We start from the raw sequence: 16,181 nt of genomic DNA on the forward strand, positions 1-16,181 counted from the left end.
CAGAAAAAAATAAATTTTGCTTTAATAAATTGGGGACGAGCGCCAATAATTGTAATAATTTTCATATGGAAACCAAATCTCGATAAATGCCTACTTCGCGTTCATCAACTAAACGACTGTTATGCCACAAAAGCGTAAAATCACCTTCAAAAAGTTGACAGCGCTGCTTGAATTTAGTCATCATCTGTAATGCTGCATCACCATCAAGACCAAGATTCATGTAACGCTCGTCAATAACTGTGCATTCCATCACAATCAGAGGACGTTCCCTCAGTTTTAAAGTCTGACGAGTATTGACATTGAAGGTCGGAAATTCGTAGCATATTCCGCAGCGAAATCCTGCCATATCAGCAAAACATAATGTTGAATCATAGTCAAGTCCAGCATTTTCCCAATTTTGGAATGTGGTTGGTGTTTGCCAACGTAGGAAATGCTGACGACCTCCCCAATTGTTTTGCTGAATACCTTCTTCGGCACAAACTTGCTTTAATATTTCAAATTCCTTTTTGGTTTGTGTGGTATCTGTGTAGGTGTTATAGCTAGTGTGTAAGCCGATTTCATGACCGCGTTGGTGAATTTTGTGAAGCAGACTACGAATCAACGGATGAGTGATGTTATAAACACCATCAATTTTACCTGCACTATGGTCAGTAATAAAGTAGAAAGCACTTTTGAGATTATGCTTTTCACTGATATCCATTATCAGGTCGAAGTTATTACAGGGATCTGTATTTGGATTACCAGTTTTAACTTGAATCCAGTTTGATATATTATTTACAGCTTGTGTAGTATTACGACGTTTGAGTGTATCTCCAGCACAGCGTTTAATTAGGGGTAAGATACCAGTAAAAGCATATCTAAATGGTTCATCTACATCGTGGCTGATATAGGTTTGAAAGTTGCGAGGTTTGCGCTTTAATCCAGACCAAAGGTGTTTAAGACAAGCCCAGAGAATTTCCAGGTATTCATTTATAATTGGACGGTCTAGGAAGCCTTCTTGATATGCTAGTGATGCACTTGCAGGGAATCTATCATGGCTGTCCCGCTCTGGTTTTATAATTTCTTCGTAGCGAGTAAGCATGAAGAAGGCTGAACCAAAGATATCGAGTCCTAAATAGATTTGTTCGTCGGATTGACGGAAAAAGTTGGGGTTATTGGGGTCATCTCCATAGATGATGGGAATCTGAGGGTTTACTGTGGTAGCAGAGAGTTTGCTTGTAGATAAATTCCAAGTTTTTAATGGTTGTTTGGGAAGAGATGCTGGCTTTAGCCATTGTTCAGTTGGTGTGGTGAATAGTTTGTCAGCAATTACCAGTTCGCGATCATCATCTCTAGTTATAATTACGTTTTTTCTGTCGCTAAGTTCAATTTGGGTTTCTAAACCTAAGAATTCGGCGAACATCAACGAGATGATGTAACGGCGTTCGGGTTCATAATATCTGGGAATCTTAACTGTTATCATTTCATAAATTTTTAAGACCTTTAGCTGTACAATGCTTATTTTAGGTATGAAACATTTATAATGAACTTCCAAAATAAAATTTATCTAATGACTCTAGTGCGGCTATTAGATAAATTATTTATTTTAAGTGTCTTGTAATACTTAGCTATTCCAAGTATTACTTCAGAAGAGTTCATAGATAATTTTAATTGATTACTTTTTCATTCATTTCCTGTAGGGCTTCAATTATTAAACTTACACTCAACATTTCACCAATTTGCTTGTCGTCGAACTCTACACCAAATTCCTCTTCCAAAGCCAAAATTAAATTCATATGCTTTAGTGATTCCCATTGTCCCACTGTATCCGTTGAAGTTTTTTCATTGACTTGAGATACAGGGATATTCATAACTTCACTTACTACTTTAAATACACGTTCTTTCATTTTTTTCTCCTTGTTTAGTTATGTCTGATACAATATGCTTGAAATATCGAGGCTCTATTTGAATTTGAGAGGATAAATCATAACGAAAAATTCTTTGACTAGTATTATCCTTAGAATAATCAACCTCTTCAAAACCCTGTTGAGGATAAAAATTTTCGACTTGTTTATTTTTTAAAGTTGGAACATACAGACCAAAAGCATAATCGTATCCTCGGTTTTGAGCAAGTTTTAATACTTGTTGAATAAATATATCTTCGACTTTCCGACCTAATACCCGGCAAGAAAGTAAAAAGCTATCAAAAGTAGCTTGATAATCTACATAATGAATTATAGAAACACCAACTATCCCATAATTGCCGAATTTATCTTGAAGTTTTAAATAAATGACCTCATAATTTTTACTATCAACAAAAGTCTTAATATCTGCTTCAGAATAACGCTTAGTAGTTAAATTAAACTGGTTTGTTTTTTGTGTTAGTTGGGCTATTCGAGGAATAGAGAATGTATCAGCAAAAAGAATCTCTGGAATCATTTCTAGAGATATGTAGTATTCTTCCATGTTAGTAATCTGGGCTTGAATTTTTTTGCGTGAAGCCTCAGCTTTATACATAGATGCACGTTTTTTATCTTCTTCGGAAATAGTCAAAGTATCAAACAAACCACAAGCAGCTAAGTTATTACGATATTCAATAGACTTATTTTTTGATAGATGGATCACTTCAACTTCAGGTAGTACATCGTGAATCAGATTAACTTCAAATTCACTATCATCAATAAAAACTAAGCTGTCCAAGCCAATATTTAAATCTTTCGCAATTTGTTTAAGGTTAGTTGCTTTGTCGTTCCAATTAATTTGAGCAGTAGTTATATGTTCTTCTTTAAGAAGCATATCCGGATGTTTACGAAATACTTCCCAAACGTCTTGTTCATTATTTTTACTACACAAGGCAATCAGGATTCCACGATTATAGAGATTGAGAATTTCTTGTTGAAATTCATAAAAAGCAGAACCCGGATGCGTTTTGCTTAACTGAATACCGGCTAATCCATCTTCTCCAATGATTCCACCCCAAAGAGTATTATCACAATCTAAAACAAGACATTTTTTATTTTTCCCTTTTAAGGCTCTGATATATTTAAAGTCTTCACTTGCAATATCAGCTAATGCTTCCCTTGTATATGGTGCTTTACCAATATGCCAGTAACGGTTATCAAAAAAACTGTTAATACCAAGTCTTGCTAAAGATAAATTCAAATTGACAAAATAGCAATTTTCTTGCTGAGTCAAATGATTTTGCAAAAATAAATTTAAGTCTTGGATAGTAGCTAATTGACCGCGATCTAACTGACTATCGTAAATTCCTAATGAAGGATAAGCCAACAATTCAAAGCCATGCCAAAGAATAATACCGTTAGTTTGGTTCTTAATTCCTTCGATTATATTAACAATATAATTATGAATCCTAAGTAACTCTGATTGTATTTCGTCAGAATCGAGCGCCGCAAAGTTTCGAGCTAGATTCCATGAAAGGGTTTCAAGTTTAGTAAATACGAGAACACAATCAGTTTTATTACTTAAAAGACTACTTGAACCACCAACAGCTTCTTGAAAAAGATTATCGTACTCACCAAATTTTATTTGAGCATTAAACCCAATTTCATAGGCTAAATATCTTAAATAAGGTTCTATAGGCTCAAGCATGATATTTCGTAAAATGGAAATATGTAGCTTTGGATAATCTTCTAGATTTATATTGTTAATAGCTTCCTGAATTTTCAAATATGACAATTTCATCAGCTTTTTTCTCTAAACAAAATTAGATAATACTTTATTACCAAATATCATTTTCTTTTTTTTGCAAAACTAAGGCCATAGATCTTGGTAAATATTTATAATTCAAAGGATAAGAACTTGGGGCAGATGAAAAAGAAGAGATAACTCTGAAACCAGCTTTTTCAGCCATTAAAATAACTTCTGATTCTTTTTTGAACTCAAAAATATGATCAATTTCAGCAGCAGTCAATGCACAAGTTAGAAATGAGTACCCTCTAGGTTTTAAATTTTTTGACATATTATTGAGTAAAGTTTGCGGATCTTCAAGATGCTCCATTAAGAAACAAGAAATAACTGCATCATATTCTACGTCGTCGGTAAACACTAAAGCATCATCAACAATATATTGGCATCTCTCTAACATGCCATTATATTTAGCCATATATTTGGCTAAATCTATTGAAGTTTTACTTATATCTATTCCAGTTATATCACACATTTTTAGTTGGTTCATTACTAACATTCCCCAAATCCCAGAACCAGAACCTAACTCTAGAATATGACCATCTAAACCAACTAATTTGGAAATAAACTTATCTTTAAAAAAATCATAAATTTTTAAATGATGTTCCCAAGCAAATGTAGTCACATAAACTCCCCAATGATATAAGGACATATGTTCAGGATTTGCATAAACACTTTCGTAAACTTCACTGTAAGATTTATTCTCATATTGCCCTATTTTTTCATATCGTATTTGTGATTTATTAACATCAGTAACAAAAAATGAATATCCATCAGTTAAAGTCTCAAAAAAGTGTTCATTAATAATATTGTGCGCCCATTTTAGCATCAGCGAAGATAGTTCTAGAAATAAAGCTGGATTATTCTCGTATGTTTTAGCTATTGAAGGCCAAAACAATTTTTTTTCATGTTTGATGTGATTCAAAAATTGCTCACAAAGTTGTGAATCACTTTGAATTTGAGATTGTTCAATATCCATTGCCTTTTTACTCCTTAATAAATAATTCTGACTCAGAAAATATAACCTAGTTATCACAAAATATCAAATTTGATTTTCTTCCAATTAAAAAAAACTTATCTAATCATTTTTTTTATCAAAGTAAGCATTAAAAATTTCAGTGAGCGACTAATAAAGAAAGTAAATGAGCCTGTATCCCAAATAGTAATCATTTTCTGGTCATATAAATTAACTGCTGCATTGAAAAAATCTAAAATTTTAAAAGAAAACAATTTAATCCCAGAAGATAAAATAATATTTTTATACTCAATATTAAGTAGTTGAAAATAATAATGTGGATCGTAATCACCTGGATGTGTTGCAGGATTTCTTATGAAATAATTATATTCATTTATTTCACCAAGTTTATTAATAATAGAAAATCTTTCTGGCTTGTCGAAATACATTTGGTGCTTAAAATCTTTATTATAATAATCATCAATCATATGACATGGTGTAAATGCTTCAAATCCAACTCCAATACCTAAATATTTTCCACCATCTTTCATGATTTTGTAATAAGGTGATTTTTCATCAAATGGATAAGGAGACTCATGATGCGAAGCACAATATTCTGCGGCTTTTTTGCCATAAGTAATCGCACTAAAAATTGGATGAATACTCCTAACAGACTCTTTTTTTCGTCTTAATATTTCAGCTAAAATACCACACTCAGTAGGAGTTTTGCTTACATGAAAAATATTTTCTTTTGAAATGATTTTTTTTCTGTTTATTGAAAATCCTAGTACCATAATAGTACTATCAGAGCCTAAATAATCCAGAATGTCTTTCAAAATAGTATTAACTGGTATTTTTTTCCCAGTTTTTAAATAGTTTTTGTCTAAAGAAAGCATAATGAAAACTGAATCACCAGGATGAATATTTAAGTTTTTAATTCCTTCTTTGAAGGCTTCAGAATTATATTCTTGATATTGTTTAGACTTAATTGGTAAAATATATTTTTTGTATAACTTTGATTTCTGGTCTATAACTTTACAGTAACTTGATTTTAGAAAATCTTTGAGTTTCATAAATATTTTTATTTGCAAATATATATCTTTTGGCTAATAGTAAACATTGTTACCGTATAACGTAATTAATTTTCGTTTTTATTGAATAGACACACTATATTAATTTTTAGTTTCTTTACAAATATCATTCAAATGATATAGTGATAAAATTCCATTATTTCTTGTCATAAAAATATATTGATCGTAATCAATCAAGAAATGATTATAATCAGCTAATTTTTTGCTATCAGTAATTTTCTTAAAAGGAAAATATGGATTTATCTCAAATGCTCCACATTTCCAAACATCAAAAAATCTATGAAAGTAAGAGCTTATTTTGATTATAGATCTGTTCCAAATATCATCTAGAGAATAGTTGACTTTATATTTTTTAAATATTGTCTCTGAATAAAAATCATATAGTTTTTTACCGATTCTTAAATTAAGAGGAACTCTTTCCCAAAATTCCATCATTTCATAATCCCATAAAGGAATCCGCCACTCATAGTCCCAAAACTCATATATACGAACACTATTAACGATAAATTTAGCTTGTCTCTCCTGCCAATCCCAACATTCAAATGCACTTGCAGCATTTTCACCCGAATCAAAAGAAAAATCACTTAAATGAGATAATATTCTATTTTTTAAAGGCAAAGATAAGTGATTAAAATATTTGGACCAATCCCATAATGAATAGTGTTTTTTCCATATATTTTCTATAAGCCTTTGTTCACTTATCTTCGATTTATACTCAAACTCACGCGGGATATGAGAACCACCAACAAAATCCCCACTATGTCCCGGTACAAATACAGCATCATTGGGAATCTTATTATCCTGCTTTAATTTCCATACCGCAGCCCAATCTTGCAGATGAGCCAATGACGTTAAACCCGTAGCATATTTATAATAAATAGTCATTTCTTCACTATTGAACCATTCATACCAACTTTGACGACTGTAAGGAACAAAGTACCAAGGATACCCAAGAGTATCTGCTACCTGTTTACTAATATTTGCTTCCCAGTTTCCTTTTCTACCGTATGAGAAACAAATAACGTTTTCTTTCCCTAATCTCTTGAGCATAGTTACAATTAGTCTGGAGTCGTAACCCCCACTTAGAGGAATTACAACTGTGCGGTTTCCTATTGATTTTAAAAGACGTTGAAAAACTCCAAGTAACATGGTGTCCATCAAACTACAAAGTTCTTCTTCTGAAGCGTCAAAGTAGTTACCATGAATAAAACGATAGTAACGCTGAGTATCAATTTTTAATAAATCAGAATGTTGTTTAGCTAATAGGATTTCACCTGCTTGAATCTGCTTGAGATTGGGGAAAAGAGTTTCTTGACCTGTTACGTATGCTGTAAGTAAAAACTCGGTAACATTTAGGTCATTCATCTCTGTATCTCTGACTTTCTCCCGCACCCAATGTGCATCATCACTCAGATACAAGATATTTTGATGTTCGCCATAAAACAAAGGGATACTTCTTAGACGATCTACTGCTGCAACAATAACCTGCTCTGTTTTTATGACAAGAGCAAAACTACCATTCATATTTTTGATGAGTTCACTTAATTTATCCCATGAACTATTATCAACTATGGGTAAGACCAAATCGACTAAATTGCTTAATTCTAAAAAGCTTTCTTCGTAAAAAGCAAATCCCTTAAACCAGATTTCAATATTATCTTTAGAGTAAACTAACCATTGGAAACCATAGTTTTGAGTAAGTTTGATTTGATGATTATTATTTAGCATCTTTGATTGTGTCCTTTTAAACTTTAAACCTGTCTAATTACAAATAAAAATAATTTATATTATCAACTCAAATTATTTAGATTTTTGTTTTGTAATTGTAATAATATTAATGGATAATAAATTAAACAAACGATGATAGCTAAAATCATAAGTATTATGTGATTAAAATTAAACCACCATTTTGCGAATAAAATAGGTAATGTAAATGGTAAACAATATATAAAATTCATAGTTAAGAGGTTAAAGCACTTTTTTACTTTCACTCCTGCTTGTGATGTTAACCATAAAGTTAACCATATCCATGCTACTATCCCTGTTAAAGAAAATAGAATTAAACCAATACGAACATTTCCTATCAAACCACCGATAAAAAGGGATATAAAGCGGGAAAATAATAATATTATATTAAAAATAAAACCAATCTCTTGTCTTTCTAAAATACTACTTAAAGTACTTATAGGGGAGCCGATAAATACAAAGAAAGTCCACAAGGAAAGTATCTGTGTATATACCCCAGCCTCTGCCCATTTATCACCGAAAAAGACAATAAAAATATCATTTCCAATTATTGTTAATAAAAGGAAAGGAAGCATTCCTAAACTAAGGAGATATCGAAAATTCTTTTCTACTGTTAGATTTAATGTATTTTCTGCTTTCGCCCTTGCTGCACGCTGGTAGAAAACCTGACCAAAAGCGTTACCAATTAAACCCATTGGTAAACCTAATAAACGATAACTAAGAGAATAATATCCGACTACATTAGAAGAAAAGAAACTAGCTAATATTAGTGTAGGTAGCTGTACGGATACCGTATTCATAAATCCCGACCAAATACCGAAAACAGGAAACTTGTAATATCGTTTTAGTCCGGCAATCATTCCCTGTAAATTAATATAGGATTTAAGCCAAGCTCCATTATCGCGCCAGATTTGTCCTCCCAGTACCAGTGTAGATACAGCAGAACCAAATACACTAGCACCAACTAAGCTTCCACCGTTTGCATAACTTGTGTAACCAGCACCCAACTGCGTTCCTGTTGTCCCAATAGCTTGTAACACCCGCGCTATAGATAAATTACCAAAGTTCTTGGTTCTAGAATTCCAATAATTAAGAGCCAAAAATACTCCGTTGAAAAATACCATTGGTGGTACTAACCACAGATATGCAGATAATTGAGGAGTTTTCAGCAAATCAAGTATTATTGGTCCTCCAAGCCAAACAATAGGAACGGTTAAGATACTAATTAAAATAACAAAACATAAACTCACACCTAGTAAATTAGCAGCTTCTTTATCACTATCAGGTAGCATGATTGCAAGCTCATAACGTAAACAAGCAATTACATTAATAATGCTTGTGATAGACAAAAATAGGGCTAATAAGCCAAAATCTTCGGGTGCATATAATCGAGTTAGAAATGGAGAAGCAAGAATGGTCAATCCTTGGGCAAATGCTGCTCCTGAAATTAACTTAAGTACATCACCAGCAAAACCAGGCTTTTTCGCTCTTTTAAAGAACCGATTCATATACTTTATTTGCTGAGGCTTGCTTCAAATTGTCCACCACCTGCTCAATCTTCATCTCCTCAATCTCCCCCCAAATCGGCAAACTCAAAACCTCTCCACCCAACGACTCACTCACCGGATTAACCTCATACAAACCCTTATATACAGGTAACTGATCCTGCGGAATCGGATAATAAATCATCGAACCAATCCCCTCAGAAGCCAAATATTCCTTAACCTCATCCCGCTTACCATCCAGTACCCGAATCGTATACTGATGAAACACATGACCATCAACTAATTCCGGAGTAATGATTCCCGGAACATCTTTTAATAACTCGTTGTAAGTTTTTGCTACTCTACGTCTACCCTCATTCCAAGCATCAAGATGAGGCAACTTAACCCGCAAAACCGCAGCTTGCAAAGTATCTAAACGCGAGTTATAACCAAGCACCTCATTATGGTATTTCTTCTTAGCCCCATGTATCCTTAACATCTGAGCCATCTCAGCAATTTTGTCATCATTAGTAGCAATTAACCCACCATCACCATAAGCACCCAAATTCTTAGAAGGGAAAAAAGAATAAGCCCCGACATCCCCAATTGTACCCGTATGTTTACCGTTGAGAGCATTACGAGTGCTTTCGGAGCAGCCTCCATTACAGGAAGAACAAACGCCATAATAACGGGCACCAAAGGATTGAGCGCAATCCTCAACCACCTTTAAATCATGGGCTTGAGCAATTTCCATAATTTGTGCCATCGCCGCCGGACAACCATAAAGGTGAACCGGCATAATTGCTTTAGTACGGGGTGTAATCTTAGCTCTGATAGCCTCCGGGTTAATATTAAAACTTCTGGAGTCAATATCAGCAAATACCGGCTTTGCTCCCACATTACTGATTGACTCAGCAGTAGCAAAGAAAGAAAAAGGAGTGGTAATTACTTCATCCCCTTCACCAATACCCAAAGCTTTTAAACCAATTACTAAAGCATCAGTTCCGGAGTTAACACCAATAGCGTGTTTTACATCTAAATATTGAGCTACTTCCTGCTCAAATTGCTTAACTTCCGGTCCCATAATAAATTGACCAGATTCCAGCACCGAGGAAATCGCTGATTGTATTTCCTCTTTGATGCTTTCATATTGTGGTTTAAGGTCTAAAATAGGGATTTTCATGGGATTTTATTTTAATCGAGTTCGAGATTATAATTCTTGTAATCACTGGTTCCCAGTCTCCAGGCTGGCAAGCCATTCATATCGTGTCCGGGTAAACACTTGTCATTACGAACGTAGCGATAGCGGAGTGAAGTAATCGCAAAGTGCTGTGATTGCTTCGCTTCGCTCGCAATGACAACTAATAAACTTTACTTAATAACTCAGAACTTTGAGTATCTGTACTGAGTTTTTTTACTTCCTCTGTAGATACTAGCTGATATTTCGTACCTGTCGAGTCAACTGCATCACCATTTTCATTAAAATTCAACACATCCCCATAAGCACTCATCCAGCCAATGATTTTTGCTGGAACTCCAGCAACCATTGCATATGCAGGAACATCCTTAGTAACAACAGCACCAGCGGCGACAAAGGCGCATTCATGCAAAGTTACACCACAAACTATGGTGGCATTTGCTCCAATACTTGCTCCTCTTTTAACCAAAGTTCGATGATAATCATCGCTGGTATTGCGGGGAAACTCACAACGGGGTGTTTTAACATTGGTAAACACCATACTTGGTCCGCAGAAGACATAATCTTCTAAAATTACGCCTTCATAGAGAGACACATTATTTTGAATTTTGCAGTTATTACCAATCACAACGTTATTGGAAACAACAACATTTTGACCTAAATTGCAATTACTACCAATTTTGGCTTTACCAAAAACATGGCAAAAGTGCCATATTTTAGTTCCGTCACCAATTTCAGCACGCTCATCTACATAAGATGACTCATGAACGAAATATTTATTATCCATAACTTTTTGTTTGTATTTTGTATTCAATTACTTATTCAAGACATTGTAGGGTGCTGTGACGGCTACGGTAATTTATCAAATCTAATTAACTAATTTGATATTGCCGTCACGCACCAATCAGAGTCTTGGGAGAATCGCGTAATATTATGTCCAGTAAATTAACTATATTATGTCATTGTGAGTGAAACGTTCACCGGAGGTGTTCCCGTAGGGTAGCAATCCCAAAGTGTTGCGATTGCTTCACTTCGTTCGCAATGACGATTGTTTAAACGGACATGATAAGTTATCAATTTGTTCAATAGTAATCAAACTGGTGCGTGACGGTAAATTCAAATTATTTCGTTATCCCCGATCAATTATCTTAACCGTCACAGCACCCTACAAAAATTACCCAGCCAAAGCAAGTTGTGCTTTCTCCAAAATCTCCACCACAGCTACCCCATTCCAACCATCAGAGCGAGGTTTTTCGCGAATCTGTAAACAATTTAGAAAATGTTCGCACTCAATTTTCAAAGGTTCGGATGCAGCCACATCTACAACTTGACTACCTTCATCCCGATTCTTGAGATTTTCGTCAACCCCTTTGTGATAAATCGTTACCTGTTGAGCAACTTCATCGTAAACCAACATTTGCCGCTCAGTAATTACAGTTGTACTGCGTTGCAATAATGGCCAATACCAAGAACAATGTAAATGAGCCGTTTGACCACCTACAAAAGATAAGTCTACATGAATATTGTCTTCGATGTTTGGCTGTAAAATTGCCTGACCGCTAGCTTTTACCGTCTCAATTTCAGGATTACCCAGTAAATCTAATACCACAGAAACATCGTGGGGTGCAAAAGACCACCAAACATTCTCTTCCCGACGTACTCTACCCAATTTTGCTCTTTGAGTAGCCACATGAACAACCTTTCCAGCTTTACCGCTAGCTAAATACTCTCGCATCCAACTAATAGCAGATTGATAAAGCAATAAATGTCCCACCATGAGGATACGCGAGTGTTTATCAGCATATTCAGCTAATGCTTTAGCTTCAGCAGCTTGCAGAGTCATGGGTTTTTCCACAAACACATCTTTCCCTGCTTCCAAAGCCGTCATAGCCAATTTATAATGACTTGGTGCAGGAGTCGCTAAAACTATTGCAGAAACATTTGATTCTAATACCTGTTGAAAATCTGAATAAGTAACCAATCCAGGATAATCAACTTCAACTTTGCTTCTTAACTCAGTGCTAGCTTCAGCGACTCCAGCCAAAGCACCCAAATCATGAAAATTACGAACCAGATTTTTACCCCAATTCCCAGCACCAACTACAACAACTTGACTCACAATAACGTCACCTTCTCTTGAGCGCAATTTAAATGTCTAGTTATACCCCGCGTATCCAATACAGCCTTTGCGTGATGCACGATATTAACGTAATCAACTTGACTGTGATCGGTAGTAATTATGACTAAATCAGAACTTGATATAGTTTCTGGAGTTAATGCTACAGATTTAAAAATTTTGCCTGCTATCTTAATTTCTGTTACAAAGGGGTCATGATAAACAATATCTACCCCATCTTTTAACAAACTACTAATAACATGAATCGCTGGAGACTCTCGCCAGTCTCCCAAATCTTTCTTATAAGCAACGCCGATTATTAGTACCTTGGCATTAGCTGGAGCGACACCTACCTTATTTAAAGCTCGCCAAGTTTTTTCCCTGACAAACTCAGGCATCCGGCGATTAATTTCCCCCGCCAAAGCAATAAAATGGGTTTCAAAGTTAAATTCCTTAGCCTTCCACTCCAGATAATGCGGGTCTAAAGGAATACAATGCCCACCAACTCCAGGACCGGGATAAAAAGGCATAATACCAAAAGGCTTAGTATTAGCTGCATCCAGTACCTCCCAGACATTCAAATCCATGCGATCGCACAACAATGCAAGTTCATTGACTAAAGCAATATTAACCGCACGGAAAGTATTTTCAAATACCTTAACTAGTTCAGCAGCTTTAGCACTATTAACTGTTACAACCTTCTCAATAGTTTGCTCATAAAACAACTTGGCAACAGCTAAAGAATTAGGATCGGATGCACCAACCACTTTATTAGTATTCTTAGTGGTATAGCGCTTATTACCAGGGTCTACCCGTTCCGGGGAATGAGCAAGAAAGAAGTCCTCACCTTGCTTCAAGCCACTCTGTTCCAGTACTGGACGTATTACCTCATCAGTAGTCCCTGGATAAGTCGTTGATTCTAAACTAATTAATTGACCTTTTCTTAAACCTTGAGCAATTCCCTTTGTAACGCTTTCAATATAAGTTAAATTAGGAGTCAAATTCTTAGTTAACGGCGTTGGCACGCAGATAACTAATATATCGACTTCTGATACGACTTCAAGACCAGTTACAGCTTTAAGCTTACCATCTCCCACCACCTGTTTTAATTCATCATCATTAACATCGCTAATATAGTTATCAGCACAGTTAACCCGCTCTGCTCTTAAAGGATTTTGTTCAATACCAATTACATTAAAGCCGACCTTTGCCTTTTCCACAGCAAAAGGTAAACCAACATAACCCAAACCAACAACCCCAACAGTAGCAGTACGATTAATAATCTTTTCTTCTAATTCACTTAAACTTTTTGTAATATTAGGTACTAGAGTTTCCATATTTATTTTTTAACCAAAACTATATTGGTTTATATTTAGCCATTGTATTAACAATAGTTATCGCAGAGATGCCATAAAGGTTATTGCAAATATCCTATTTCTACAATAACTATGGTTCTACTCTGAAATTAAACTGTTAACTTGGCAGTTGCTTAATAATTTAAGCGATAGCCCTTATTAATCACGCAAATAATATATCAGAACAAATTAAATAAATATGTCTCCTAGTTTATACTTAGGAAAAAAATATTATTATTCATTGAAATAATTGGGGATGGGACAACATAAGCAGACAAGAGCGATCGCTTCGCTGACACCCTTCCGGTGTATCGCCATTTTGGCATTACTGAATTAAAATGAATTATAAGTACTTAGGCAAAATTAATTGTATATTGTCATTGCGTTACTCTAACGAGTCGTGCCGCGCTGAACACGGAGTGTTCCCTCTTAGGGAATGGAACAAAGCAATCTCAAGGGCTTGAAGCTTTTAGAATGTCAAATTAATTTTGCACGACTACTTATTTATCTACATTTTGTATTAGACGCGAAACCCACGTAGAGACGGCGTGCACACTGCAACGTCTCCCCGTATTTAGATTTTCAACTTCATAGCTCATGCCTTAAAGTCCCAGTTCTTGCTTAAAATCTTTCAAGGAAATAGTACCTTTTTCTTTAGCTTCCGCTAGAGATACACGTGCATCTTCTAAATCTTGTTGATTTTCTATTTCTTCTTGTAATTGCTTTACCTTCAGAAACCGAACAAAATCTAAAATTTCAGTAAGTAATGGTTCTGTAATTTCTTCAATCTCTTGGATGATAGTTTCTTTTGTATTCATTATTAAAGTGCTGTTTAATGACTTAATTAATTATATTATTTGGGAATTGGGCATATTAGGTATGGGTAATTGGGTCTGGGAAAAAAGCGGACAATAGCGATCGCTTCACTGACACCATTCGGGTGTATCGCCATTTTGGCATTACTCAATTAAGCAATGAATTATATTTATCTACATTTTGTATTAAACGCGAAACCCACGTAGAGTCTCCCCGTATTTAGATACCCACTAACCTCCCTAACTCCTCACCGAATAACTGCAACAACAAAGCAGCATATTTTTGAGGAGGTAAGTTGTTACGCATTTAGTTTATATTTTACTAGCGGGCAGGATGCCCGCACTACAAGAATTTGATATTTATGTCCTACGGACACGCTTCGCGAATGCATTATACAATTTAGCTGCACATCAGCTTAACTGCAACATCATCTCAATAATCCCCACCAACTGCTCATCCAACTCCCCCTCCGGGTTCAGCAGTTACTCCACTTGGGGAGACCCCAAGACCGTACTGCTTCACCAAACCGCACTTTGAGCAAATTTTCCACTAAAAGCCTCTTTACCATCACGAGTGTAAGATTCTATCCTTTCAATACATTCCTTAATATTACTTAAATAGAGACTGTCATCTCTCATAACGGCACAGCCTCTTGTAAAACTCTTTGTTGAATACTAGCGTGTAGATTTTCAGCTCATCAATTGCTTGCTTTTTCCCAAACACTGGCAATACTCAACATCCATATATTGCTAAGTAAGTCGGTACATAAAAAACTAACTATGTCACGAAATGTAAAAAGCTTAAAGCGGTTGGGATTGCTTCCTCGTGCCTCGTCGCAATGACAGAACACAATTATATTTATTCACGCCGACTTACTTAGGAAAATTCGTAGGTTGGGTTGAGGAACGAAACCCAACAATCATTGAGCCTTTGTTGGGTTCCGCATTTACCAAATATTCTCAACCAAAGCGTTTCTGGTGTTCGAGGTAACTTATTTATAGCAATGATGGCTGCTTTAAGACCTATTGGTAAAAAATAAATACCCTGCAACCAATCAGAGCGAGGAGAAGCACCAAACCTTGAAAGCAAGTCATCGGATGCAGAATGAGTAATAATCCACAATTGTGGAAGTTCCGTCTTCACCACATAAGTTATGAGGGGTTAACGTAGTGCGACCATCTTGGTCGCTCGTTACCACCAGGGAGCGAGACGCTCCCACTACGACGGATACATTACCCCGCATAATTAATGAGGGGTTAAGCTACTATTGAACAATTATTTATAAAAATTAATCATGTAGAGCGGGTCATGGGGGGACTTCCCCCAACAGTGATTAAAGCAACTTGCGACACTTCTTTGGAGTCGTTTCACGATCGCAAAATAGAAAAGTACGATTTTATAGGCTATGAGAGCGCAAGTTTCTTAGAAGACGTAGCACTGCGGAAGTCTCCCCGTATTTAGATAAGTACCCACGCAAAATTAATTGTATATTGTCATTACGAGTGTAGCGTTCACTGAAAGTGTTCCCGTTCACCGCAAGGTGTCCCGTAGGGAAGGGTAGTAATCGCAATCGTTTGGGATTGCTTCGCTGTCGCTCGCAATGACACAAATAATTTTGCACACCCACTTATACCCACCAACGGTCCCTAACTAAACCGTCTTAACAACTCCTCGCGGGATAACTGCAACAACAAAGCAGCATACTCTTGAGGAGGTAACTGCAATATCGGTTCAAC

Annotated in this window: 14 protein-coding genes; 1 reads left to right on the forward strand and 13 read right to left on the reverse strand. The window is 35.6% G+C overall.

What is annotated here, in order from left to right:
* Positions 1 to 61 precede the first annotated feature (61 nt).
* From VB797_RS31130 to VB797_RS31190, 13 genes are all read right to left on the reverse strand, one after another.
* Positions 62 to 1,462, reverse strand: coding sequence for a polysaccharide deacetylase family protein (locus VB797_RS31130; RefSeq protein WP_323241653.1), 1,401 nt, complete (start codon positions 1,460 to 1,462; stop codon positions 62 to 64).
* A gap of 184 nt (positions 1,463 to 1,646) precedes the next feature.
* Positions 1,647 to 1,886, reverse strand: a complete 240-nt coding sequence (locus VB797_RS31135) for an acyl carrier protein (protein ID WP_323241654.1) — start codon at positions 1,884 to 1,886, stop codon at positions 1,647 to 1,649.
* Positions 1,867 to 3,681 carry an HAD-IIIC family phosphatase gene (locus VB797_RS31140; protein ID WP_323241655.1) on the reverse strand — a complete coding sequence of 605 codons (1,815 nt, stop codon included), beginning with the start codon at positions 3,679 to 3,681 and terminating at the stop codon, positions 1,867 to 1,869. Before VB797_RS31140 ends, VB797_RS31135 begins: the two co-directional genes overlap by 20 nt.
* A gap of 37 nt (positions 3,682 to 3,718) precedes the next feature.
* Complete coding sequence (locus VB797_RS31145; protein ID WP_323241657.1) at positions 3,719 to 4,663, reverse strand: class I SAM-dependent methyltransferase; 945 nt, start codon at positions 4,661 to 4,663, stop codon at positions 3,719 to 3,721.
* Between the two features lie 95 nt (positions 4,664 to 4,758).
* Positions 4,759 to 5,712 carry an AAC(3) family N-acetyltransferase gene (locus VB797_RS31150; RefSeq protein ID WP_323241659.1) on the reverse strand — a complete coding sequence of 318 codons (954 nt, stop codon included), beginning with the start codon at positions 5,710 to 5,712 and terminating at the stop codon, positions 4,759 to 4,761.
* A gap of 99 nt (positions 5,713 to 5,811) precedes the next feature.
* A complete protein-coding gene (locus tag VB797_RS31155; protein WP_323241660.1) occupies positions 5,812 to 7,458 on the reverse strand; it encodes an asparagine synthetase B family protein in 1,647 nt (548 codons plus the stop codon).
* Positions 7,459 to 7,520: 62 nt separating this feature from the next.
* Entirely contained in the window at positions 7,521 to 8,984 is a 1,464-nt protein-coding gene (locus tag VB797_RS31160) for a lipopolysaccharide biosynthesis protein (protein WP_323241661.1), read from the reverse strand.
* A complete protein-coding gene (locus VB797_RS31165) occupies positions 8,968 to 10,143 on the reverse strand; it encodes a DegT/DnrJ/EryC1/StrS family aminotransferase (protein ID WP_323241662.1) in 1,176 nt (391 codons plus the stop codon). Before VB797_RS31165 ends, VB797_RS31160 begins: the two co-directional genes overlap by 17 nt.
* Positions 10,144 to 10,321: 178 nt before the next feature.
* Positions 10,322 to 10,945 (reverse strand): acyltransferase, encoded by a 624-nt coding sequence (locus tag VB797_RS31170; RefSeq protein WP_323241663.1) that lies wholly within the window; start codon positions 10,943 to 10,945, stop codon positions 10,322 to 10,324.
* A gap of 387 nt (positions 10,946 to 11,332) precedes the next feature.
* On the reverse strand, positions 11,333 to 12,277 hold the full coding sequence (locus tag VB797_RS31175; protein WP_323241664.1) for a Gfo/Idh/MocA family oxidoreductase: 945 nt from the start codon (positions 12,275 to 12,277) through the stop codon (positions 11,333 to 11,335).
* Positions 12,274 to 13,611, reverse strand: coding sequence for a nucleotide sugar dehydrogenase (locus VB797_RS31180; protein ID WP_323241665.1), 1,338 nt, complete (start codon positions 13,609 to 13,611; stop codon positions 12,274 to 12,276). The genes VB797_RS31175 and VB797_RS31180 overlap by 4 nt, the downstream gene beginning before the upstream one ends.
* Positions 13,612 to 14,231: 620 nt before the next feature.
* On the reverse strand, positions 14,232 to 14,447 hold the full coding sequence (locus VB797_RS31185) for a DUF2281 domain-containing protein (protein WP_323241666.1): 216 nt from the start codon (positions 14,445 to 14,447) through the stop codon (positions 14,232 to 14,234).
* An 874-nt stretch (positions 14,448 to 15,321) separates the two neighbouring features.
* Positions 15,322 to 15,588: a hypothetical protein gene (locus tag VB797_RS31190; protein WP_323241667.1), complete on the reverse strand. Its 267-nt coding sequence runs from the start codon at positions 15,586 to 15,588 to the stop codon at positions 15,322 to 15,324.
* 165 nt (positions 15,589 to 15,753) lie between these two features.
* On the opposite strand from VB797_RS31190, the gene VB797_RS31195 reads away from it, so the two are divergent.
* Positions 15,754 to 15,906: a hypothetical protein gene (locus VB797_RS31195; protein WP_323241668.1), complete on the forward strand. Its 153-nt coding sequence runs from the start codon at positions 15,754 to 15,756 to the stop codon at positions 15,904 to 15,906.
* Positions 15,907 to 16,181 lie beyond the last annotated feature (275 nt).

The organism is Rivularia sp. UHCC 0363, from assembly GCF_034931125.1.
Classification (GTDB): domain Bacteria; phylum Cyanobacteriota; class Cyanobacteriia; order Cyanobacteriales; family Nostocaceae; genus Rivularia.

Coding starts and splice junctions, on each gene's coding strand:
- VB797_RS31130 (WP_323241653.1), bottom strand. CDS start 1,462: ATGATAACAGTTAAGATTCCCAGATATTATGAACCCGAACGCCGTTAC.
- VB797_RS31135 (WP_323241654.1), bottom strand. CDS start 1,886: ATGAAAGAACGTGTATTTAAAGTAGTAAGTGAAGTTATGAATATCCCT.
- VB797_RS31140 (WP_323241655.1), bottom strand. CDS start 3,681: ATGAAATTGTCATATTTGAAAATTCAGGAAGCTATTAACAATATAAAT.
- VB797_RS31145 (WP_323241657.1), bottom strand. CDS start 4,663: ATGGATATTGAACAATCTCAAATTCAAAGTGATTCACAACTTTGTGAG.
- VB797_RS31150 (WP_323241659.1), bottom strand. CDS start 5,712: ATGAAACTCAAAGATTTTCTAAAATCAAGTTACTGTAAAGTTATAGAC.
- VB797_RS31155 (WP_323241660.1), bottom strand. CDS start 7,458: ATGCTAAATAATAATCATCAAATCAAACTTACTCAAAACTATGGTTTC.
- VB797_RS31160 (WP_323241661.1), bottom strand. CDS start 8,984: ATGAATCGGTTCTTTAAAAGAGCGAAAAAGCCTGGTTTTGCTGGTGAT.
- VB797_RS31165 (WP_323241662.1), bottom strand. CDS start 10,143: ATGAAAATCCCTATTTTAGACCTTAAACCACAATATGAAAGCATCAAA.
- VB797_RS31170 (WP_323241663.1), bottom strand. CDS start 10,945: ATGGATAATAAATATTTCGTTCATGAGTCATCTTATGTAGATGAGCGT.
- VB797_RS31180 (WP_323241665.1), bottom strand. CDS start 13,611: ATGGAAACTCTAGTACCTAATATTACAAAAAGTTTAAGTGAATTAGAA.
- VB797_RS31185 (WP_323241666.1), bottom strand. CDS start 14,447: ATGAATACAAAAGAAACTATCATCCAAGAGATTGAAGAAATTACAGAA.
- VB797_RS31195 (WP_323241668.1), top strand. CDS start 15,754: ATGGGGGGACTTCCCCCAACAGTGATTAAAGCAACTTGCGACACTTCT.